Genomic DNA, 21830 nt, shown 5'->3' with positions numbered 1-21830 from the left:
ACCCCCGGACTTGGCCCGCGTCTTCGGCCCGGGGCCGCGCATATAGTGTTCCTCCGGATGATAGCGATCGCCGGCCAGCCGCCGCCTTATGCCACGGGCCCAATGGGCAAGCAGGGATCTGAACCGCCCGATCATTTTATTCGCTGCGACCTGAAGGCCAATTTTTTCTAACTTCACCGGAAAAAGTAGAATAAAGCTATTGATCCGTCTAATCAGTTGTTCTTGTAAATTCGATCGATATTGGTTCTTAATACATCCATGACCCTGGATCAGTTGCGCATTTTCGTCGCCGTCGCCGAGCGCGGCCACATGACCAAGGCGGCGGAGCTTTTGGGCATTTCCCAGTCGGCGGCATCGGCCGCCATCCGCGCGCTGGAAGAGCAGCACGGCGTCCATCTGTTCAACCGCGTCGGCCGCAACATCGAACTTGCCCAGACTGGTCACCGGTTCCTGCCGGAGGCCAAGGCCGTGCTGGAGCGGGCCGCCGCCGCGCGCAATGTGCTGGAACATGTCTCCCAGACGGTCGCCGGCAGTCTGTCGATCGCCGCCAGCCTCACCATCGCCAGCTACTGGCTGCCGCGCCGGCTGGCGTCTTTCCATGAGGCCTATCCGGCGGTGCGGCTGAGCGTCAGCATCGGCAACACAAGGCAGGTCGAGGCCAGTGTGCTGGATGGGACCGCCGATCTCGGCCTGGTCGAGGGGCGCACCGAATCCGACATATTGCGCCGCGCCAAGGTCGATACCGACCGGCTGATGCTGGTGGTTGCCGCGTCACATCCCGGGATTACCGAAATTGCGCCGAGCCGCCCGGATATCAGGGGCTTGCGCTGGATCATTCGCGAGGGCGGTTCGGGCACGCGCGAGGTGCTGGAGGACCTTGCGCGGCGCGAGGGGATTTCGCTTGCCGATTTGCGGATATTCCTGGTGCTGCCCAGCAACGAAGCCGTCCGCCAGGCGGTCGAGGCCGGGGCCGGCGCCACCATCATTTCGGAACTCGTCGTCGGACGCGCCGTGGCTGAGGGCAGCCTGAGGGCCGTGCCGATTGAACTGCCGAAGCGCGACTTCGCCATGATCACGCACCGCGATCGGCAGGCAAGCCTGGCCCAGATGGCGCTGAAGGCACATCTGGCTACAGAGATGAGCGGGTCCGCGCCGGGGTAGAATATCAGTGAAACCGTTCAGCCGAACTTGCGCTGGGCATCCAGAGCCAGGCCAAGCCCGACCGAGCCGAACATGTCGCCGTCGATGACGGAAGCGTGCGGCACCAGCGACAGGATTTCCCGCCTCGCCAGCGGTATCGCCGTCGAGCCTCCGGTCAGGAAGACCGCCGTGATGTCGGACGGCCTGACCTGCGCATCGCGGATGGTCTCAGCCACCGTTGTGGTGACGCGCTCGATATCCCTGGCGATCGTGGCGTCCAGCCCGTCGCGCGTGATCTCGGCGGCGAACTCCACGTCGGATAGCCGCACCGCGACTTCCGCCGATGACTGGTCGGTCAGCTCGATCTTGGCCTTTTCAACCAATGCCGCCAGCGCGTGCCCGTAGCGGTGCTCGACGATGTGGATGAAGCGGTCGACCAGATCGGCGCGCGCGGCCTCGTAGCGGATCTGGCGCAGATGCGTCATCGCCTTGGCGGTGTAGACCAGGTTGATGCGCTGCCATGTCGCGAGATCGATAAAATAGCTGGCCGGCAGATTGCGCTTGCCGTCCCTGGTCGGAGAGAGATAGCCGAGCTGCGGCATGACATGGGCGATGCTGAGCAGCCGGTCGAAATCCGTGCCGCCAATATGAACACCCCGGCTGGCCAGGATGTCGTCCTTGCGGTCCGGGGATCGGGCCCGCTCGGGCGAGACGCGCACGACGGAGAAATCCGACGTGCCGCCGCCCATGTCGATGATCAGCGCCAGTTCCTCGCGCGTCACCCTCTGCTCATAGTCGAGCGCCGCCGCGATCGGCTCGAACTGGAAGGCGATCTGCTTGAAGCCCTGCGCGTGCGCGGCCTTTTCCAGGTCGCTCTGGGCATTGGCGTCGGCTTGCGCGTCGTCATCGACGAACTGCACCGGGCGGCCGAGCACCACGGTCTCCACCTGGTCGCCGCCATCCTCCTCCAGCCTTTTCCTGAGATGCCCGAGGAACAGGCCGATGATCTCCATGAAGCCGATCGAGCGGGCCTTGATGCGTGTCTTTTCATGCGCCAGCGAGCTGCCGAGCACGCTCTTCAGCGAACGCATCAGCCGGCCTTCCACGCTGTCGGTGTAGTTGGCGATCGCCTGGCGGCCAAAGAAGATGCGGCCATCCTCGAAATTGAAGAACACGGCACTCGGCAGCGTGACCTGGCCGTCCTCAAGCGTGACGAGGCGAGGTTGCCCGTTGCGGACCACGCCGACAGTGGAGTTCGAAGTGCCGAAGTCGATGCCGGCGAATGCTGGTCGCAAGGCAGCCTCCTGTCATTGGCGCCAGGCAGTGGATCGGCGCTCGCTGTAGACGCGTGCGCTGCGGTTTCGGGCGACCGAACCACTTTGCCGAATTGAATTGTGCGTGCTTGCCCGGTGGGCGGGGAGGTGCGGTCTATAGCATGAGGCGGGAAAGGGAAACCCCCTTTGGGATGCCTAGTCTTTGCGGAAGACCAGCCTGCCGAGCCAGCCTGTCAGCATGGCCAGCGATATGGCGAAGACGCCATAGAGGAAGGAGTAGTCGTGGGCGACCCGGAAGATCGACTGTTCGAAGCCGGACTTGCGGATTTCGAGCTGGGCCGAGCTCTCCTTGATGAATAGGCCGCTCCTGAACAGGAAGGCGCGCGCCTTGTGGGTGCCGACCGGCACATTCGGCGCAAGCCTGACGGTGGCGCGGAACAGGTTCTGCGACAGGAATTGCACCCCGCCGACATTTTCGCTGTAGAGGCCGGTCGCGGCCTTGCGTTCGCGCAATGCCGCGGTGAATTCCTGGATCGTTGCCGGACTGTCGCCGGCGTCGGCGGGCTGCATATAGAGGTTGGAGGCGCCGAGCGACAGCTGCTTGTAGCTGTTCGGTTCGGTGATGTCCTGCAGCGGCCGCGTCGTCGCCACCGAATAGGACATCGGCACGTTCTCGAAGGTTTCGGAATCGAGATTGACCCACACGCCAAGCACCCGGTCCTTGCGGCGCACCACCACCGGTCGCGGCGGGCCTTCGAGCACGACGATGACATCGTAGCGGTTCTGACGGGCTATAAGCGGGTCGGGATTTTCCAGCGAACCGAAGATAGTCAGGTCGGCGCCGGAAAAGCCGGCGGTGATCGAGACATTGTCGGTGGAGAGCCCGATCTGGATGCCTTCCGGCAAGGGCGACTGTGCCTTCGCCGGTGCGGCGGCCGCAAGCAATGACAGGAGGATGGCGGCTGCGAACGCTTTAGGGCCCGTCATCAGTTGAGGCCCACGCCGGACAGCGAATAGAGATTGGGCGGGGTGACGAAGAGATCGATGGCGAGCCTTATCGCCACGGCCAGCACCAGCAAGGCCAGCAACGCCCTGAGTTGCTCGCCGCGCAGCCTCTGGCCGGCCTTGGCGCCATATTGCGCGCCGGCCACGCCACCCGCCATCAACAGGAAGGCCAGCACGACATCGACCGTCTGGTTGGTGGTGGCGTGGACCAGCGTTGTATAGGCGGACGTGAAGATGATCTGGAACAGTGAGGTACCGATAACGACATTGGTCGGCACCTTGAGCAGATAGATCAGCGCCGGCACCATGATGAAGCCGCCGCCGACGCCCATGATCGACGACAGGAAGCCGATGCCGGCGCCAAGGCCAAGCACGGGGATGACGCTGACGAACAGCTTAGACGCCCTGAAGCGCATCTTCAGCGGCAGCCGGTGGATCCAGTTGTGCTGGCCGGATTTCTTCAGCACCGGGGCGGCACCGCTGCGTGTTGCGCGCAGTGCATTGATGCTCTCGACCAGCATCAGTCCGCCGACCGTGCCGAGCAGCACGACATAGAGCAGCGAGATGAACAGGTCGAGCTGGCCAAGCCGGCGCAGGAAGGCGAAGACGTAGATGCCGGCGGTGGAGCCGACGATGCCGCCGGCCAGAAGCACGCCGCCGAGCTTGAAGTCGAGCGTGCCTCGCTTCATGTGAGAAAGGACGCCTGAGACGGAAGAGGCGATGACCTGGTTGGCGCCCGTGGCAACCGCGATCGCCGGGGGAATGTTGTAGAAAATCAAGAGTGGCGTGATGAGGAACCCGCCACCGACGCCGAACATGCCCGACAGGAAGCCCACCGCCGCGCCCATGGCCAGCAGCACGAAGACGTTGACGGAAATTTCCGCAATCGGGAGATAGATGCCCACCCGTCAGTCTCGATCAGTTTGCCTGTCGGCGAATACAGCCGTTGTGAGCAGTCTCGCACCGAAAAGCCAATTTTTCCTTGCGCCGACGCGGCGGCGGGGTCAAACCCCGTCGCCGCGCCGAAACAAAAAATATCTCAATCAGTTAACAGGCAAATGTATGGCAAGAGCGTCGTGTAAACGACGCTTGTTCTGTTATTTGCGCGCCAGCAGCGCCCGGACCAGTTTCTCATCGACGGCGCCGGTCGCCGGCAGCTTGTTGTCGGTCTGGAAAGCGATGATCGCGTTCTTGGTCTTGTCGCCCATGACGCCGTCGGCGCCGCCGGCATCATAGCCGTTCTTGTTGAGGATGAGCTGGATGTTCTTGACCGCCTTCTTCATGTCGATGCCGGCGGTCGTTTGCGGCGTACCTTCCTGCCAGGACTCGGGAATGTCGGCCGAATTGGATGCCGCGTTGAGCGGCTTGGCCTTCCACAATTCGGTCGCGGCGCGCGCCCGCTCAAGCTGCTCGGGCCGCAGCGCGTTGGCAATCTCGTCGCGCTTGGCGGCCGCGTCCTTGTCGCCGGTCTTGGCGACGAGCGCGAACCATTTGTAGGATTCCTCGAGGTTCTGCTTCATGCCGACGCCCTTGGCGGCGAGGATGCCGAGATTGAACTGGCTGTCCTTGACGCCGAGGTCGGCAGCCTCCTGGAACCAGTGCGCTGCCGATTCATTGTCGGTCACGCCATCGGCGGCCATGGCGAACAGCACGGCCAGATTGTGCATGGCACTGGCGTTGCCCTGTTCGGCGGCCAGCTGGTACCAGGTCTTCGACTTCTTGATGTCGCGCGCGACGCCGATGCCCTTCTCGTAGAAATTGCCGATGCGGTATTCGGCCGGCGCGAAACCGAGTTCAGCCGATTTCTCGTACCATTTGGCCGCTGCCGCCATGTCTTCCTTGACGCCGCGCGACTCGGCATAGCGCGAGCCGATCTCGAACAGCGCCTTGGCGTCGCCATTGGCGGCGGCATCGCGCAGTGCGGCCGGGCCGGCATCGGCCGGAATGTCGAACTTGGTCGCGGCTGCCGGTGCATCCGTCGGCGCAACGGCACCGGTGGTGAGTTTGGACGTGGTCTCATTGGCCGCCGCCGGGGCAACCGCTGCCGGCTGGGCATCGGTATCCGCAACGGGCGCGGCTGGTGCCGGAGCCATCGCATCGGAGGCGGCTGCGCTCGGGCCGGAGGAGGCGGCCGAAGCCGCGGGCGCCGCAACCGGTGCTGTATCCGCCATTGCATCCATGTCCGACGGCATCGCCAGGGCGGTCTGCGTCACCATGTCGTCCTTGGTCGCGGACGGGGATGGTTCCGCCTGCCTGACGGCGCGGGACGGCGCACTGTCCGTTGCGGCCGACTGGGCTTCCGCCTTCGGCTGGCTCGTCGTGTCGACGGACGCAGTTTGTACAGGCTTCGCGGCGACGATCGGTGCCGCGTCATTGTTTGCCACCTGGGCGGGATCCGAGAAAAACGCCTTGCCGAGCTGCAGGCCGGCAAGCGCAAGCATGATCGCCGCCGCCGCCATCAGGATCGGCTTGCGCCGCGCCTTGAGCAGGTCGCCGATCCTGAGCGCCTTCACCGGTCCCTTCATCGTCGACTGGCGCTTCAAGGCGTCGGCCTCGGCCGCGGCGGCCTGGGCCGCGCGCCGAGCGGCGGCGATGAAGTCGGACTTCGCGGCGTCGCCTTCGCTGAGCTTGGCCGGCTGACCACGCTCGTCGCGCACCCGCTTCATGATGGCGTTGAGGTCCGGCGCACCGGAGCCGGGCTCCAGCGGGCGATTGGCCACTTTCGGGTCGAGGGGCTCGTCGAGATCGACATTCGGGACATCGCTGCTCGGCGCCGAGCCGGCCAGTGGCGGAATATCAGCCGCCTTCTTGCCCTTGAAGGCGCGTGCCAGCCCGCCGAACATCGATTTGCGGCCTGCCGGCTGGTCCTTCTCGGCGATGGTGTCGGACCCGAGGGCTGCGATGGCGGCAGCCGCGGCTGCTTCCGCCGGCGTGCGCGTGCCCAGGTCGCCACGCGTGCCCAAGTCGCCACGCGTGCCCAGGTCGCCACGTGCGCCGTGCTCGTTGCGCAGTATGGCGGCGGCGCGGCCGTCGAGATCGGCCATGTCGCCGGTCAGCGGCATAGGCGCGTCGATATCCAGGGACGGTGCCTCGACAGCCATCTTGGCGATCCGCGTGCGGCGCTTGCCGGCCGCTTCGTCCGATCGCGTGTCCAGAAGCTCGCTCACCGCTTCGGACGGTTCGCTGGTCTCCAGCGAACCAAGCCTGTCGACGATCTTGAGCAATGTGTCGTGGATGGCCTCAAACGTTCTCGAATTGCGCTCGTCGGAACGCCGCGTCAGCGTTTCCAGCGTCTTCAGGTCCTGGGCGAGGCCGGAAACGGCCGTCGTGTTGGCGCTCGACCCGGCCAGCGAACGCACCGCGTTCTCGGCCGCTTCGCGTGCCGCGCCGAGGATGGAATCGCGGGTGCCGGCCAGCGCCTTCTCGATTTCGTCGAGGCGCGGGCTGATGTCCTCGAATTCCGGAAGTGGGGTGCTCGGCCTGGAAAGATGGGCGGACAGGCCGGCGACCTGCGCTTCCAGGCTGCGGATCAGCGCCGGGTCGATGCCGGCCACCTGGGCCGCCGATGCGTCGAGCCGGCTGGAAATGTCCTCGAGCCGGCTTTCCAGGCCACGGATCGCCGCTTCGCCGGCCGGATCGGGAACGCGCGTCTCCATGCGCGTCGCGAGCGCGGTGAAGCGTGCGTCGATGGCTTCCATGATGCCGGCGCTGTCCACTTGCGGCACGATGCGCTGGTCGAGCCGGTCGGCAACCTCGTCCAGGCGGCGCTCGAGATCGCGAAACAGCATGTTGCCCTGTTCGATGGCGTCGCCCTGCCGGCGTTCCATCATGCCGGACAGCACATCGAAGCGCTGCTCGAGCCCCTGGAAGATATAGTCGGCGTCGGGCATGGCCGGCGCCTGGTCGATCTTGTCGGCGATGAGCGTGATCTGCTTGGCCAGCCGTTCCATCGCCTGTTCGGGAAGGTTGGCGCGGCCGGCGAGTTCGTCGACCCGGCTCGATAGCGTGCTCAGCCGATCCATGACAGCGTCGCCTGGGCGATCCTGTGCCACTTCCTCGATCTGCCGGGCGAGCGAGTCGATGCGCTTCTCGATGCGGTCGAAGGCTTCGTGGTCGACCGAATTGGCCTGTGCCGCGACCGTCGAGGCCACGATGGCGCGGGAGATCTCGTCCAGCCGCTCGTCGATCATGGCAAGCGTGTCACCGCCGCGATTGTCCTGCTGCTGGCTGGCGAAGTGATCGACAGCGCCGGCCAGGGTACGGACCTTTTCCTCGAGCGAGCGCAGCGACAGCGATTCCGGCAGGTTGTTGACGGCGTTGCTGATCTGCTCCAGCCGGTCGGTCAGCGCCGCAAGGGCGGGATCGTCGGAGCGTTTGCGCTGGTCGGCGTCGACGCGGTCTTCGAAAGCCGTCCAGCGGCGGTCGAATTCGTCCCAGCGGCGGTCGACCTTCTGCACGCTCTCCTCGCGCGCCAGCGTGTCGAGCGCGGCCTTGACCTGCTCGAGCTCCAGCCGCAGCAGATTGACGCTTCTGTCGTCGCTCTTCTCCGACAGCGACTTGATGGCGCCGGAAAGCCGTTCGAACTCGACGCCGAGTTCGGCGCTGCCCTTGCCTGCCGCGCCGGGCTTGGCGTTCGCCTGGAAGGCGCGGTCGATATCCTTGCGCAGCGCATCGAATTCGCGCTGCAGGCCTGCCGTCATCTGGTGGCGCAGTTCCTCGCGCATGCCGCGCAGCTCGCCGGCGATCTTGCCGACCATGGCGACACTGTCTTCCTGGCCGCGCACACGGTCGATGTCGCGGGCGATGGCTTGGTAATTCTGGTCGAATGAAGGGGCTGGCGCCGGGCTCTGCGGGCGTGGTGCCGGTTGCGGATCCTCGTACCAGCGCTGCTGGCCGGTTGGCTGCGCGGCGGGGTAGCGCGGCTCCATGGCGGGATAACGCGGGTCGGCGCCGTATTGGCGCGGAGCCGGACGTGCCGTCACCTCCTCGCGGGTCTGCCCCAATCGCTGCTCCAGCGTCTCCAGCGAACGGTTCAGCTGCTCGAGCGTGGTCTGCGGCCTGCGCTGCCTGCCGGCGTTGAGTGTGTCGAGGTAGGACCGCTTGCTGTTCATCGGTGCGTCCGTCTTTCAGATTGGCCGGCTTGCGGCCAGCTCCCCAAGTCCCTGCCGGAACGAAGGCGACCGCGCTTCCATGCCACGGTGGAAGACAAGCTTCCCGGGGGTTCACCCGCGCTCCGAAAAACCGTGAAAAATTCGATACAGGATAAACACGGGTAGCCGACGCGCCCACATTTCCCTCAACGTGGTAAACAACGCGTTAACCAAGCTTAAGAAGTTGCAAGAAGTTGGCTGCCGCTGCCCGCGGTGCGGCATAAAGCGCCTTCATAGAACGCCCCTTGCGTCATGAGGCGGCTATCGGTATAGAATTGACGTAAACGTAAAAGGCGCATTCGAGTGTGCTGTTTGCGATTTTGTTTGTCGAAACCACGGCCGGAAGCACGCCCCCGCTTCCAGTCAGGCGACGCATGGTCCAGGACCGCGACGCCACCAGACGGGGAAAGCCAGTGACCATGAAGCTTATCTCGGCCGGCGAGACCGCCGCCAATACCAATAATGTATCTGTCGAAGCCGGTGAGGACCTCGTCCGCATCGGCGAAATGGCCAAGAAATACGGCGTGACGCTGCGTACGCTGCGTTTCTACGAAGACAAGGGCCTGCTCAACCCGCAGCGCGACGGTTCGACCCGTCTCTACACACGCCGCGACAAGGCCCGGCTGAAGCTGATCCTGCTTGGCCGCAAGGTCGGGTTCTCGCTGCGCGACGTCAAGCAGATGATGGATCTATACGATCCGACCGGTTCCAACACCAAGCAGCTGCGGCTGGCGCTGGACAAGTCGGAGAAGCAGCTTGCCCGCCTGCAGAAGCAGCGAGCGCTGATCGACGACGCCATCAACGAACTTTCCGGCTCGATGTCGGCGGTTCGCCAGATGCTGGCCGAGCGCACGGCGCCGCAGGCGAGCGTCGCAAGCTAAGCAAACCGCCGGTTCCGGCACGATCAAGCCGCGTGGCTCTGCCACGCGGCTTTTTCGCTTTGTGAATCTGCCTCTCTCCGATCCCTCGGCTCTGGCCCGCACGACGTTGCGCCGCTAGGCTCACCAGGCTTGGTAGGGGGAAATCTTATCGCATCGAAGAAATTGACGTTTACGCAAACGTCAATTTTTGCTATCTCGGCTCCAACACGGGTCCGCATGCTGCCCTGACACATGAATTCGGGGCTTTCGGACCAGGTCCGCAGGGTGGAGAAAAAGCATGCCGACATACAGGGCTCCGGTTCAGGATACGCTGTTCGTACTCACCGAGGTGCTAGGCTATCAGCGCTATTCCAACCTTCCCGGATTTGCCGACGCCACGCCCGACGTTCTGGAAGCGATCCTCGCCGAGGGCGCCAAGCTCGCCGAAAATGTCATGCATCCGCTCAACCGCGTCGGCGACATGGAAGGCTGCGTGCGTCACGACGACGGCTCGGTGACGACGCCAAAAGGCTTCAAGGAGGCCTTCGACCAGTATCGCGAGGGCGGCTGGATGGGGTTGGCCGCACCGGTCGAGTTCGGCGGCCAGGGCCTGCCCTATGCCGTCCACACGGCCGTCGCCGAATACATGGTCTCGGCCAACATGTCGCTGATGATGTATCCGGGCCTGACGCAGGGCGCGATCGCGGCGATCATCACCCACGGCACCGATGAGCAGAAGGCGACCTGGCTGCCCAGGATGGTCGAGGGCTCCTGGACCGGCACCATGAACCTCACCGAGCCGCATTGCGGCACCGATCTCGGCCTGCTGCGCACCAAGGCGGTGCCGAATGGCAACGGCACCTACAGGATTTCAGGCCAGAAGATCTTCATCTCGGCCGGCGAGCACGACATGTCGGACAACATCGTCCATCTGGTGCTGGCCCGCATCGAGGGCGCGCCGGAAGGTGTGAAGGGCATATCGCTGTTCATCGTGCCGAAGCTCAAGCTCGATGCGTCGGGCAATCCGGGCGAGAAGAACACGCTCTCCTGCGGCTCGATCGAGGAGAAGATGGGCATCCACGGCAATTCGACCTGCGTCATGAACTATGACGAGGCCGAAGGCACGCTGCTCGGCGAGGAGAATGGTGGCCTCAAGGCGATGTTCACGATGATGAACGAGGCCCGCCTTGGCGTCGGCCTGCAAGGGCTGTCGCTGTCGGAGATTGCCTACCAGAACGCCGTCGCCTACGCCAAGGACCGCTTGCAGGGCCGTTCGCTGTCAGGCGCCAAGGCGCCGGACAAGAAGGCCGACCCGATCATCGTCCATCCCGACATCCGCCGTTCGCTGATGACCATGAAGGCCTTCAACGAGGCCGGCCGCGCGCTGGCGCTGTGGACGGCGATCAAGTCCGACATTGCCCACCGCTCCGCCGACGACAAGGACCGCCAGGCCGCCGACGACTACACCGGGCTGATGACGCCGGTGGTCAAGGGCGTGCTCACCGACAAGGGTTTCGACCATGCGGTGATGGCCCAGCAGGTGTTCGGCGGCCACGGCTATATCGAAGAACACGGCATGAGCCAGTTCGTGCGCGATGCCCGCATCGCCATGATCTATGAAGGCGCCAACGGCATCCAGGCGCTCGACCTCGTCGGCCGCAAACTCGGCCTGAATGGCGGTCGCGCCGTCCAGGCCTTCTTCAAGGAGGTCGGCGAATTCTGCGAGGAAAACCGCGCCGACGAGAAGATGGCGCCCTTCACCAAGGGATTGAAGAAGGGTCTCAACGACCTGCAGGCGGCGACCATGTGGCTGGTGCAGAACGGTATGGCCAAGCCCGACAATGCCGGTGCGGCCTCGACAGACTATATGCACCTCTTCGGCCTTGTGGCGCTGGGCTACATGTGGGCGCAGATGGCCAAGGTGGCACAGGGCAAGACCGGCGCCAACGGCACCCAGTCCTTCTACGACAACAAGGTGGTGACGGCGCGCTTCTTCATGGAGCGGATCATGCCGGAGACGTCGGCCCATCTCGCCCGTATTTCGAGTGGCGCGGACACGCTGATGGCCCTGCCCGCGGAAGCGTTCTAAAGATGGTTGCCCTCTCCCTCGAGGGGAGGGTCGGTTGAGGCCCGCGTGACGTGCGCCGGCCTCAACCCTGACGATGCGCTCTGGGAGGAGTACCATATCCACATGACCAACCCCGCCGAAATTCTTGGCCTTCCCAAGCCCGCCTGGGCGGCGGACGAGGTCGGCATGCTCTACGACATGGCAACCCGCTTCATGGCGGAGGAGATCGCGCCGCGCTACGACGAGTTCGAGAAGAACGAGATGGTCGACCGCGAGAGCTGGCTGAAGGCCGGTGCCGCCGGCCTGCTCTGCGCCTCGATGCCGGAGGAATATGGCGGCTCCGGCGGCACCTTCGCGCATGAGAGCGCCATCATCGAGGCGATCGGCCATGTCGGCGTCGACGGTTTCGGCATCGGCCTGCACAATTCGATCGTCGCGCCCTACATCCTTCACTACGGCTCCGAGGAGCAGAAGAAGAAGTGGCTGCCGAAGCTCGCGACCGGCGAGCTGATCGGCGCCATCGCCATGACCGAACCAGGCGCCGGCTCCGACCTGCAGGGCGTCAAGACGCGGGCCGAGAAAGACGGCAACCAGTACCGGATCAACGGCTCCAAGACCTTCATCACCAACGGCCAGCTCGCCAACTTCATCATCGTCGTCACCAAGACCGATCCGGAAAAGGGCGCCAAGGGCACCTCGCTGATCGTCGTCGAGACCGACGAGGTCGACGGTTTCGAGCGCGGCCGCAACCTCGACAAGATCGGTCTGAAGGCCAACGACACGTCGGAACTGTTCTTCAACGACGTGCGCGTGCCGACCGCCAATCTGCTTGGCCACGAGGAAGGGCAGGGCTTCATCCAGCTGATGCAGCAGCTGCCGCAGGAGCGGTTGCAGATCGGCACCGGCGCCATCGCCATGATCGAGCGGGCGCTGGCGCTGACCATCGATTACGTGAAGGAACGCAAGGCCTTCGGCAAGGCGATCATCGACTTCCAGAACACCCAGTTCAAGCTGGCCGAGCTCAAGACCGAGGCCACCATCGGCCGCGTCTTCTACAATGATTGCGTCACCCGCCACATCAATGGCGGCCTCGATCCGGTGACGGCCTCGATGGCCAAATACTGGCTCTCCGACCTGCAGGGAAAAGTCGTCGACGAATGCCTTCAATTGCATGGCGGCTATGGCTACATGAATGAATATCCGATCGCCCGCATGTTCCGCGACGCTCGCGTCCAGCGCATCTACGGCGGCACCAACGAGATCATGAAATTGCTGATCGGACGCTCTCTCTGAGAGTGGCGGCCGGCAAACCCAAGGAGCAAGGAAATGGCTGAGGCTTACGTCTACGACGCCGTGCGCACGCCGCGCGGCAAGGGCAAGAAGGACGGATCGCTGCACGAAGTGCCGGCGGTGCGGCTTGCCGCCAAGACGCTCGAGGCGTTGCGCGACCGCAATGGGCTCGACACCGGTACAGTCGACGACATCATCTTCGGCTGCGTCGATCCGGTCGGCGAGGCGGGTTCGGTCATTCCGCGCGCCGCCGCCTTCGAGGCCGGCTACGACACCAAGGCACCTGGCATGCAGATCTCGCGCTTCTGCGCCTCGGGTCTCGACGCCATCAATTTCGGCGCCGCCAAGATCGCGCAGGGCGCCGATGAGATCGTCATCGCCGGTGGCGTCGAATCCATGTCGCGCGTCGGCATGGGCGCCTCGGGTGGCGCCTGGTTCATGGATCCCTCGGTCGGCCTGCCCGGCTGGTTCGTGCCGCAAGGCATTTCGGCCGACCTGATCGCCACCAAATACGGTTTTTCCCGTGACGACGTCGACGCCTATGCCGTCGAGAGCCAGAAGCGGGCGGCAAAATCCTGGGCCGACGGTCGCTTCAAGAACTCCGTCATTCCGATCAAGGACCAGAACGGGCTCACCATCCTCGACCATGACGAGCACATGCGGCCTTCGACCGACATGCAGTCGCTCGCCTCGCTCAACCCATCCTTCGTCATGCCTGGTGAAATGGGCGGTTTCGACGCGGTCGCGGTGCAGAAGCACCCCGAGGTGGAAGAGGTCAACCACGTCCACCACGCCGGCAACTCGTCCGGCATCGTCGATGGCGCGGCGGCCGTGCTGCTCGGCTCGAAGAAGGCCGGAAAATCCATGGGCCTCAAACCCCGCGCGCGCATCCGCACCTTCGCCAATATCGGTTCCGAGCCGGTGCTGATGCTGACCGGCCCGGTCGACGTCACCGAAAAGCTTCTGAAGCGCGCCAAGATGAAGCTGTCCGACATCGATCTGTTCGAGCTCAACGAGGCCTTCGCCTCGGTGGTGTTGCGCTACATGCAGGCCTTCGACATCCCGCACGACAGGATCAACGTCAATGGCGGCGCCATCGCCATGGGCCACCCGCTCGGCGCCACCGGCGCGATGATCTTCGGCACGGTGCTGGACGAACTCGAGCGCCGCGACCTCAACACCGCGCTGGTGACGCTCTGCATCGGCGCCGGCATGGGCACCGCAACGATCATCGAACGCGTCTGACGGGGAGAGAACAATGAGCTACATCAATTTCACCCTCGACACCGACGCTGACGGCATTGCGCTCGTCACCTGGAACATGCCCGACCGCTCGATGAACGTGTTCACCGAGGAGGTGATGGGCGAGTTGGACAAGATCATCGACCAGGTGGTGGCCGATGCCGGCATCAAGGGTGCGGTGATCACCTCGGGCAAGGACAGCTTCTCCGGCGGCGCCGATCTCACCATGCTCCAGAAGATGCTGGCGGTCTTTGCCATGGAGAAAGACAAGGATCCGGAGAAGGCGGCAAAGCTGCTGTTCGACAATGCCGGCCGCATGGGCGGCCTGTGGCGCAAGCTCGAAACGTCCGGCAAGCCTTGGGTGTCGGCGATCAACGGCACCTGCATGGGCGGTGCCTTCGAACTGTCGCTGGCCTGCCACGGCCGCGTCGCGGCTGACTCGGACAAGGTCAAGATGGCCCTGCCGGAAGTCAAGGTCGGTATCTTCCCCGGCGCCGGCGGCACCCAGCGCGTGCCGCGGCTGACCGATCAGCAGCAGGCGCTGCAGATGCTGACCTCGGGCCAGAACCTGTCGCCGCAGAAGGCCAAGGCCATGGGCCTTATCCACGAGATAGCCGAGCCAGCCAAGCTGATCGAGACGGCAAAGGCCATGATCAAGAACGGCCTGAAGGCCGTCCAGCCCTGGGACGAGAAGGGCTTCAAGCTGCCCGGCGGCCAGATCTATTCGCCGGCCGGCTTCAATCTCTGGCCGCCGGCCATCGCCATCCTGCGTCGGGAGACCTATGGCAATTACCCGGCCGCCGCCGCCATCCTGAAATGCGTCTATGAAGGCCTGCTGGTGCCGTTCGACACCGCGCTCAGGATCGAGCAGCGCTATTTCACCGAGATCATGCGGACCAGGGAAGCGGCGGCGATGATCCGCTCGCTGTTCGTATCGCTGCAGGAATTGAACAAGGGCGCGCGCCGCCCGGCCGGCGTGCCGGAAACCAAATTCAAGAAGATCGGCATTCTCGGCGCCGGTTTCATGGGCGCCGGCATCGCTTATGTCACGGCCAAGGCCGGTATCCCGGTGGTGCTGCTCGACCGCGATATCGAGTCCGCTCAGAAGGGCAAGGCGCATTCCGACAGCCTGGTCTCGGATCAGGTCAAGAAGGGCCGCGCCAAGCCGGAGGAGAAGGACAAGCTCCTGTCGCTGATCACGCCCACGGCCGACTATGCCGACCTTGCCGGTTGCGACCTCGTCGTCGAGGCGGTGTTCGAGGATTCCGCTGTCAAGAAGGCCGCCACCGAGCAGGCGGAAGCGGTGCTGAAGTCGTCGGCGATCTTCGCCTCCAACACTTCGACCATCCCGATCACCTCGCTGGCCAAGAATTCGGCGCGGCCGAAGAATTTTGTCGGCATTCACTTCTTCTCGCCGGTCGACAAGATGATGCTGGTCGAGATCATTTTGGGCAAGAAGACCGGCGACAAGGCGCTGGCGACCGCGATCGACTTCGTCCGCGCCATCAAGAAGACGCCGATCGTCGTCAACGACACGCGCGGCTTCTACGTCAATCGCTGCGTGCTGCGCTATATGTCTGAGGCCTACAAGATGCTGATCGAAGGCGTTCCCGCGCCGATGATCGAGAATGCGGCAAAGGCCGCCGGCATGCCGGTTGGCCCGCTGGCGCTGACCGACGAGACGGCGATCGACCTTGCCCAGAAGATCATGAAGCAGACCATCAGGGATCTCGGCGACAAGGCCGTCGACCCCAGGCAGATGGCGCTGATCAACACCATGGTCGACGACCATGGCCGTTTCGGCCGCAAGAATGGCAAGGGCTTTTATGACTATCCGGCCAAGCCCGCCAAGAAGAAGCTGTGGCCGGGGTTGAAGGACCTCTATCCGCAGCTAGAGCCCGAGACAGTCGATTACGAGGAACTCCAGCAGCGGTTGCTCGTCACCATCGCCCTGGAGGCGGCACGGGTGATGGAAGAGGGCATCGTCACCGATCCGCGCGAGGCCGATGTTGGGTCGATCCTGGCCTTCGGCTTCGCGCCCTATACCGGCGGTGCGCTGTCCTATATCGACGGCATCGGCGCCAAGCGCTTCGTCAAGATCGCCAAGGGGCTGCAGAAGAAATACGGCGCCGAATTCAAGGCGCCCAGGCTTCTCATCGACATGGCCGAGAAGGGCGAGACCTTCTACGAACGCTTCGACCCCTATGCCAAGGGTGACGTGAAGCAAGCCGCCTGACGCATGGGTAGAGTCGAAAGTGTTACAGCGTCCTTTGCGCGTCCAACAGGACGCGCGGCGCTGTAATGTATGTCTGGGCGCGTATGGCGCGCATGCTGGCCACGGCGCGAAGCCGTGGCCCCTATGTGATGGGCGGTGAAAGCCGGCTGGCTTTTCGCTGCCTGCCGACCGACATCGATTTCAACATCCATCTCAACAATGCGCGCTACATGATGCTGGCCGATCTCGGCCGCATTGACCTCTTTGTCCGCGCCGGGCTGATCACGCTGGCGCGAAAGAATGGCTGGGCGCCGATGATGGGCGGGCTGCAGGCGGTCTACGCACGCGAGATCCGGCTGTGGCGCCGGTTCGAAGTGGTGTCGTCGATCGAAACCTGGGAAGGTAGCCAGGTCATCGGCAAGCACCGTTTCGTCCTCGACAATGGCGAGACGGCTGCTTTGATCCTGACGACCGCCGGCGTCTATGACCGCAAGGCTCGCCGCTTCCTCGACATTGCCGAGGTTGTTGCAGCCCTTGGTCGCACAGCCGATCCACGACAGCCAACGGAGGCGGAACGGATTTTCATGGCTTCGCACCAGGGTTTGCGTACCCTCGCCAAGGCGGCCAGTTGATCCCGGGAATCCCAATGTCTAGGGTCGACACGAATGTGTGTCGGGTGAGCGGTGCTGGTGGACAAAGCGGCCTTCGCGGACTAGAACGAACAGGCATTTTTTCCTGTTTCGAAGGAGAGCACGACATGCTCTCGCACGACCGCGTCTGGGCCGCCATCGATGCTCTCGCCGAGCGCTATTCGCTTTCGGCTTCAGGTCTGGCAAGGCGCGCGGGGCTCGATTCGACTGCTTTCAACAAATCGAAACGCCTGTCGTCCGACGGCCGGCCACGCTGGCCTTCGACCGAATCGCTGGCCAAGATCATCGAGGCGACGGGTGCTTCACTCGACGAATTCACCGGGCTTATCGAAGGCCGCATGGGCGCCGCGCCCGCCTACCGGCGATCGGTGCCCTTGCTTGGCTTTGCCCAGGCCGGCGCCGGCGGTTTTTTCGACGATGCCGGTTTTCCTGCAGGGCAGGGCTGGGATCTGGTCGAACTGCCGGCGCAGTCGACCGAAAGCTCCTATGCGCTGCAGGTGCAAGGCGACTCCATGCTGCCGCTCTACCGCAATGGCGACGTCCTCATCGTCGAGCCGGGCGCGGCCACCCGCAAGGGTGATCGCGTCGTCGTCAAGACCACGTCAGGCGAGGTGATGGCAAAGGTGCTCGAGCGCCAGACCGTCAAGTCGATCGCGCTGGTCTCCCTCAATCCCGATCATCCCGACCGCGACATTCCCATGCGCGATGTCGAATGGGTGGCGCGGATTGTCTGGGCGAGTCAGTAGGTCCGAGCTGGTGCGGCTTCCTCATCTTGCCCTGGCGGTTGTGATGGTTCCGGTGATGGCGGCCCTGGTCGTCGCCGGCGGCCGTACGCTGAAAGGAAGCGAAAGCACCGTCGCGGTGGACCAGATCGATCCTGGCGTTGATACGATCTCTCAGGCAGGCACCGATGCCGGGCCGGAAGAGCCGGCCACGTCAGCCATTCCAGCGCCTGCCGCTCCGCCACCGGCAAAGCCGGCGGTGCATTCGCGGGCGATTGATCCGGAGGTCGTCGCGCCGCCGGACCTGCCCGCCGGAGAAATCGAGCGGATCGAGCCGCGCGAACCGCTGAGCAAGCTGGCGCTGGCCATGCCGCCAAAGCCGAAGATGCCCGACGACTGGAACGGCACGAAGCTGTTCCAGCCGGTCGCGCCGGCCGCCGGCCTTATCGAGGCGAAAGGCTATTCCGTCGCGGTTTCCGGCATCGATGTCGTCGCGCAGGACGAGGCCTGCACCACGGACGGCAAATCCTGGCCGTGCGGCATTCGCGCGCGCAGCGCCTTCAGGGCCTTTCTGCGCGGCCGCGCGGTGATTTGCACGGTCCCGCCTGAAGGCGGCCGCGACCGGATCGCGGCCGAATGCCGGATCGGCAAGCAGGACGTCGGCCAGTGGCTGGTCGAAAACGGCTGGGCGCGTGCCGCCAAGGGCGGGCCCTATGTCGAGGCCGGCGAAAAGGCGCAAAGCGGCAAGAAGGGCATTTTCGGGCCGGCGCCGGATCTTGCCGGCATCTCGGCGATGCCCGCCGCGCCCGCCCCGGCGCCTCAGGCGCCGGGCTCGATCCTGGAAGAGGGCTCGATCCTGAAAGAGGAGGGCGGCGCCCTCAAGCCAGTTGACCAGCCAGCGCCTGCTGAATGAGCTCACGGGTCTCGGCGACGCCGTAGAGCGCGGCGAACGATCCGAAGCGCGGGCCGCGCTCCTGCCCGATGAGCACCTGGTAGATCATCTGGAAGAAGGCGCCAGAAACGCCTGGGCCGCCTTCCGGGCTCTGCTTGGAATGGTCCTGATAGCGTTCGATCTTGCGCGCCACGTTGAGTGAAGCGTTCTGGATCGCTTCGCCGCTGGCATCCGTCGGCAGCGTGCCAAGCGCCGCGTCCAGCGCCTGCAGCGCCTCGCGCTCGACATCGTCGGCGGCGCGGAACGTTTTCGTCGGCTTTACGAAGTCGTCGAAATAGCGGATCGCATAGCCCGTCAGCCTGTCGAGTTCGGGATGGGTGGCCGGCGTCACGCCGGCGGCGTGGCGTGAGATGAAGCCCCACAGCACATCCTTGTTCTGCGCATTGGAAGCACTGACCAGGTTGAGCAGCAGCGAGAACGGCACCGGCATGTCGATGGCCGGCGGATTGCCGTCATGCATATGCCAGACCGGGTTGCCCAGCCGCTCCTTCCAGTCCTGCCGTGGGTAGGCGGCAAGGAAGGTGTAATATTCATCCACGGCCCGTGGGATGACGTCGAAATAGAGCTTCTTGGCCTGCCGCGGCCGTTGATACATGTAGAGCCCGAGGCTCTCGGTCGGCGCGTAGGTCAGCCATTCGTCGATGGTCAGGCCGTTGCCCTTCGACTTCGAGATCTTCTGGCCGTTCTCGTCCAGGAACAGTTCGTAGACGAAATGCTCCGGCGCGCGTCCGCCCAGGATGTCGCAGATGCGGTCATAAACGACCGCGTTGGTCTGGTGGTCCTTGCCGAACATTTCGAAATCGACGCCCAGCGCCGCCCAGCGCATGCCGAAATCCGGCTTCCATTGCAGCTTCACCCGGCCGCCGGTGATCGAAAGCGTGGTCTCGGTGCCTTCGTCGTCGAAGGTGATGGTGCCGGCCTTGGCATCGACATGCTTCATCGGCACGTAAAGCACGCGGCCGCTCTTCGGAGAAATCGGCAGGAACGGGCTGTAGGTCGCCTGCCGCTCCGGTCCGAGCGTCGGCAGCATCACTGCCATGATCTTGTCGTAGCGCTCGGCGGCGCGAAGCAGCATCGCGTCGAAACGGCCGGACTTGTAGTACTGCGTCGCACTGGCGAATTCGTAGTCGAAGCCGAACGTGTCCAGGAAGCGGCAGAGCATCGCGTTGTTGTGGTCGGCGAAGCTCGCATAGTCGCCGCCGAACGGATTGGGAACCGAAGAGAGCGGCTTGTGCAGATGCGGCTCAAGCGCTGCGCGGTCCGGCACGTTGTCGGGTATCTTGCGCATGCCATCCATGTCGTCGGAAAAGCACAGCAGCTTCGTGGCGACCTTGTCTTGCGTCAGCACACGGAACGCATGGCGCACCATCGAGGTGCGCGCCACCTCGCCGAACGTGCCGATATGCGGCAGGCCGGACGGGCCATATCCGGTCTCGAACAGGACCGTTTCGGGAAAGTCGGCGCCTTTGTAGCGCTCGATGATCTTTTTGGCCTCCTCGAACGGCCACGCCTTGCTCTCGGCGGCGGCCGCCAGCAGTTCGGGGTTGAGATCGAGGATGTTTGATCCCGCCATGGTGCTGTTTCCAAATTATTCGCCGGCCAGACTATTTTCGCTGGTTTGGCCGCGGTGTCGATTTTCAACCGGTCTCTAGGCGCGCGGGGCCGGAGCGTCAACGATTGCGGCGCTTTTTCCTTGCGGCCTCCGAGCGCCGTTCCTACCTTCGAAGCCCGTTCAAGGAGTACCGAATGCCATCGCCGACGCCGCATGAAGCCCTGATCTACCTGATGGTCATCACCTCGGCCTCCGATCGGGACATGACCGATGTCGAACTGGCCCGGATCGGCGATGTTGTCCGCTCATGGCCGGTGTTCGAGGATTTCAAGCAGGATAGGCTGGTTCCCGTCGCCCAGGCTTGCCAGAAGCTGCTGCATGAAAAGGACGGCCTGGAGGGTGTCCTGGCACAAGTCGCCGAAGCCCTGCCGGAGCGCCTGCGCGACACCGCCTATGCCGCTGCCTTCGAAGTGGCCGCCGTCGATCTCGAAATGCGCATGGAGGAAGTGCGCGTGCTGCAGTTGATCCGCCGGCAGCTCGATCTCGACACACTGACCGTCGCCGCCATCGGCCGCGCGGCCAAGGCGCGGCTGCGCACTCTGACCTGACTGCGTTACGGGCGGATCAGAAAACCGGAACCGGATCGGAAAAAACTGACCGGGACCGGATCAGAAAAAACTGACCGGGAAATAGCGCAGGTAGAATTCGGCGAAGGTACCTTTCATCGAAATCTCCTGCAGCGCGTAGTCGATCGCGGCGGCCAGGGCCGGATTGTCCGCCCGTGTGGCGATGGCCATGCCCGTGCCCAGATATTCTGGCGCCAGATAGGGACCGCCGGCAAAGCGGCAGCAGCCTGCGGCGTGCGAGCCGCCCAGCCAGAAGGCGAAGCGCATGCCGTCGCCAAAGGCCGCATCGATCTTGCCCGCCTTGAGGTCGGCGTAAAGGGCTTCCGGTCCGTCGAAGGAGACGACCTGGACCGTGTTGAAATAGTCGCGCAGCATGCGCTCATGCGCCGAGCCGGCGATCACGCCAACGCGCTTGCCGTGCAATTTGTCGAAGACCGGTTCCGTCAACGCCTTGCCCTTCGGCATGATGAAACGCGACGGAAACTGCAGATAGGAGCGTGAGAAGGCATATGTCTGGCGTGCCTGTGGCGTTGCGGCGATGCCGGCGATGATGGCTTCGCCCTCGCCTTTCTCAAGCGCCCCTTCGAGCTCGGCCCAGGGCAATGCCTGGATCTGGCATTTGTCGATGATGCCGAGTTCGGCGCAGATGGCGCGTGCCAGGTCGATGTGGAAACCGGACAGCTTTCCCGAGCCGTCGAGGAAATTGAAGGGTGGAAAATCCGTGGTCGTCAGGAACCGCAGCCGTGGCAGGGCCGAAAGATCTGGCTTGGGCAACCGTTCCTTGGCGTCCCACAGCACCGGCACCTGCGGTTCCGCCGCGCGCGCGCCAGAAGCCGCCGGCAGTGCCGCCATCAGCAGCGACGCCAGGACCAGGAACCGCCATTGGAACGCCACGATAGAACTCCGCCGCACTCGTTTTCGCACTGGTTTTGGTACGAAAATGATACAGGCACAATGGTTTTTGATTTCAACGCGCCGATTTCAGGATATGATTTAGCGCGTTTGCAAACAGCGGTGGCTGCCTTGGTTGGGGGACCAGGGTCGAGAACCACAACCGGAAAAGTGCGATTGCAATCCGTGGTCG

General features: G+C 64.1%; 16 protein-coding genes. 10 read left to right on the top strand and 6 right to left on the bottom strand.

The window, feature by feature from the left end; genetic code table 11:
- Nucleotides 1-258: 258 nt before the first annotated feature.
- A complete protein-coding gene (locus EB815_RS33270; protein WP_056570010.1) occupies nt 259-1161 on the top strand; it encodes a LysR family transcriptional regulator in 903 nt (300 codons plus the stop codon).
- 17 nt (nt 1162-1178) lie between these two features.
- Here the strand turns inward: EB815_RS33270 and EB815_RS33265 are convergent, their stop codons facing one another.
- From EB815_RS33265 to EB815_RS33250, 4 genes are all read right to left on the bottom strand, one after another.
- Nucleotides 1179-2435, bottom strand: coding sequence for an Hsp70 family protein (locus tag EB815_RS33265; protein WP_056570012.1), 1257 nt, complete (start codon nt 2433-2435; stop codon nt 1179-1181).
- A gap of 174 nt (nt 2436-2609) precedes the next feature.
- The gene (locus EB815_RS33260; protein ID WP_056570014.1) at nt 2610-3401 is read right to left on the bottom strand and encodes a TIGR02186 family protein; all 792 of its coding nucleotides are present in this window, start codon (nt 3399-3401) and stop codon (nt 2610-2612) included.
- Nucleotides 3401-4324 carry a sulfite exporter TauE/SafE family protein gene (locus EB815_RS33255; protein WP_056570016.1) on the bottom strand — a complete coding sequence of 308 codons (924 nt, stop codon included), beginning with the start codon at nt 4322-4324 and terminating at the stop codon, nt 3401-3403. The genes EB815_RS33260 and EB815_RS33255 overlap by 1 nt, the downstream gene beginning before the upstream one ends.
- 192 nt (nt 4325-4516) lie before the next feature.
- Nucleotides 4517-8530, bottom strand: a complete 4014-nt coding sequence (locus EB815_RS33250) for a peptidoglycan-binding protein (protein WP_056570017.1) — start codon at nt 8528-8530, stop codon at nt 4517-4519.
- Nucleotides 8531-8988: 458 nt separating this feature from the next.
- Here EB815_RS33250 and EB815_RS33245 point away from each other — a divergent pair, with 458 nt between their 5' ends.
- The 8 genes from EB815_RS33245 (at nt 8989) to EB815_RS33210 (ending at nt 18529) form a co-directional block, all read left to right on the top strand.
- Entirely contained in the window at nt 8989-9450 is a 462-nt protein-coding gene (locus EB815_RS33245; protein WP_081295036.1) for a MerR family transcriptional regulator, read from the top strand.
- A gap of 277 nt (nt 9451-9727) precedes the next feature.
- Nucleotides 9728-11518, top strand: coding sequence for an acyl-CoA dehydrogenase (locus tag EB815_RS33240; protein WP_056570018.1), 1791 nt, complete (start codon nt 9728-9730; stop codon nt 11516-11518).
- A gap of 102 nt (nt 11519-11620) precedes the next feature.
- Nucleotides 11621-12790, top strand: a complete 1170-nt coding sequence (locus EB815_RS33235; RefSeq protein ID WP_081294920.1) for an acyl-CoA dehydrogenase family protein — start codon at nt 11621-11623, stop codon at nt 12788-12790.
- Nucleotides 12791-12823: 33 nt separating this feature from the next.
- Entirely contained in the window at nt 12824-14032 is a 1209-nt protein-coding gene (locus tag EB815_RS33230) for an acetyl-CoA C-acetyltransferase (RefSeq protein WP_056570020.1), read from the top strand.
- Nucleotides 14033-14045: 13 nt separating this feature from the next.
- Nucleotides 14046-16265 carry a 3-hydroxyacyl-CoA dehydrogenase NAD-binding domain-containing protein gene (locus EB815_RS33225; RefSeq protein WP_056570025.1) on the top strand — a complete coding sequence of 740 codons (2220 nt, stop codon included), beginning with the start codon at nt 14046-14048 and terminating at the stop codon, nt 16263-16265.
- A gap of 65 nt (nt 16266-16330) precedes the next feature.
- A complete protein-coding gene (locus EB815_RS33220; protein WP_056570026.1) occupies nt 16331-16876 on the top strand; it encodes a thioesterase family protein in 546 nt (181 codons plus the stop codon).
- A 125-nt stretch (nt 16877-17001) separates the two neighbouring features.
- Nucleotides 17002-17640 (top strand): S24 family peptidase, encoded by a 639-nt coding sequence (locus EB815_RS33215; RefSeq protein WP_056570027.1) that lies wholly within the window; start codon nt 17002-17004, stop codon nt 17638-17640.
- Nucleotides 17641-17650: 10 nt separating this feature from the next.
- Nucleotides 17651-18529, top strand: coding sequence for a thermonuclease family protein (locus EB815_RS33210; RefSeq protein WP_348626803.1), 879 nt, complete (start codon nt 17651-17653; stop codon nt 18527-18529).
- On the opposite strand, the gene EB815_RS33205 is transcribed toward EB815_RS33210, so the two are convergent.
- On the bottom strand, nt 18495-20141 hold the full coding sequence (locus EB815_RS33205) for a lysine--tRNA ligase (RefSeq protein WP_056570029.1): 1647 nt from the start codon (nt 20139-20141) through the stop codon (nt 18495-18497). The genes EB815_RS33210 and EB815_RS33205 overlap by 35 nt on opposite strands.
- Nucleotides 20142-20314: 173 nt before the next feature.
- Here EB815_RS33205 and EB815_RS33200 point away from each other — a divergent pair, with 173 nt between their 5' ends.
- Nucleotides 20315-20728 (top strand): tellurite resistance TerB family protein, encoded by a 414-nt coding sequence (locus EB815_RS33200; RefSeq protein ID WP_056570030.1) that lies wholly within the window; start codon nt 20315-20317, stop codon nt 20726-20728.
- A 60-nt stretch (nt 20729-20788) separates the two neighbouring features.
- On the opposite strand, the gene EB815_RS33195 is transcribed toward EB815_RS33200, so the two are convergent.
- Nucleotides 20789-21598 (bottom strand): transporter substrate-binding domain-containing protein, encoded by an 810-nt coding sequence (locus tag EB815_RS33195; protein WP_171883372.1) that lies wholly within the window; start codon nt 21596-21598, stop codon nt 20789-20791.
- Nucleotides 21599-21830: the final 232 nt, after the last annotated feature.

It is taken from the genome of Mesorhizobium loti (genome assembly GCF_013170705.1).
GTDB classification, from domain to species: Bacteria; Pseudomonadota; Alphaproteobacteria; order Rhizobiales; family Rhizobiaceae; genus Mesorhizobium; species Mesorhizobium loti_D.
The sequence above is the reverse complement of the archived record's forward strand: the minus strand, read 5'-3'. Positions and strand labels throughout refer to the sequence as shown.

Coding starts and splice junctions, on each gene's coding strand:
- EB815_RS33270 (WP_056570010.1), top strand. CDS start 259: ATGACCCTGGATCAGTTGCGCATTTTCGTCGCCGTCGCCGAGCGCGGC.
- EB815_RS33260 (WP_056570014.1), bottom strand. CDS start 3,401: ATGACGGGCCCTAAAGCGTTCGCAGCCGCCATCCTCCTGTCATTGCTT.
- EB815_RS33250 (WP_056570017.1), bottom strand. CDS start 8,530: ATGAACAGCAAGCGGTCCTACCTCGACACACTCAACGCCGGCAGGCAG.
- EB815_RS33245 (WP_081295036.1), top strand. CDS start 8,989: ATGAAGCTTATCTCGGCCGGCGAGACCGCCGCCAATACCAATAATGTA.
- EB815_RS33240 (WP_056570018.1), top strand. CDS start 9,728: ATGCCGACATACAGGGCTCCGGTTCAGGATACGCTGTTCGTACTCACC.
- EB815_RS33235 (WP_081294920.1), top strand. CDS start 11,621: ATGACCAACCCCGCCGAAATTCTTGGCCTTCCCAAGCCCGCCTGGGCG.
- EB815_RS33230 (WP_056570020.1), top strand. CDS start 12,824: ATGGCTGAGGCTTACGTCTACGACGCCGTGCGCACGCCGCGCGGCAAG.
- EB815_RS33225 (WP_056570025.1), top strand. CDS start 14,046: ATGAGCTACATCAATTTCACCCTCGACACCGACGCTGACGGCATTGCG.
- EB815_RS33220 (WP_056570026.1), top strand. CDS start 16,331: ATGTATGTCTGGGCGCGTATGGCGCGCATGCTGGCCACGGCGCGAAGC.
- EB815_RS33215 (WP_056570027.1), top strand. CDS start 17,002: ATGCTCTCGCACGACCGCGTCTGGGCCGCCATCGATGCTCTCGCCGAG.
- EB815_RS33205 (WP_056570029.1), bottom strand. CDS start 20,141: ATGGCGGGATCAAACATCCTCGATCTCAACCCCGAACTGCTGGCGGCC.
- EB815_RS33200 (WP_056570030.1), top strand. CDS start 20,315: ATGCCATCGCCGACGCCGCATGAAGCCCTGATCTACCTGATGGTCATC.
- EB815_RS33195 (WP_171883372.1), bottom strand. CDS start 21,598: ATGGCGGCACTGCCGGCGGCTTCTGGCGCGCGCGCGGCGGAACCGCAG.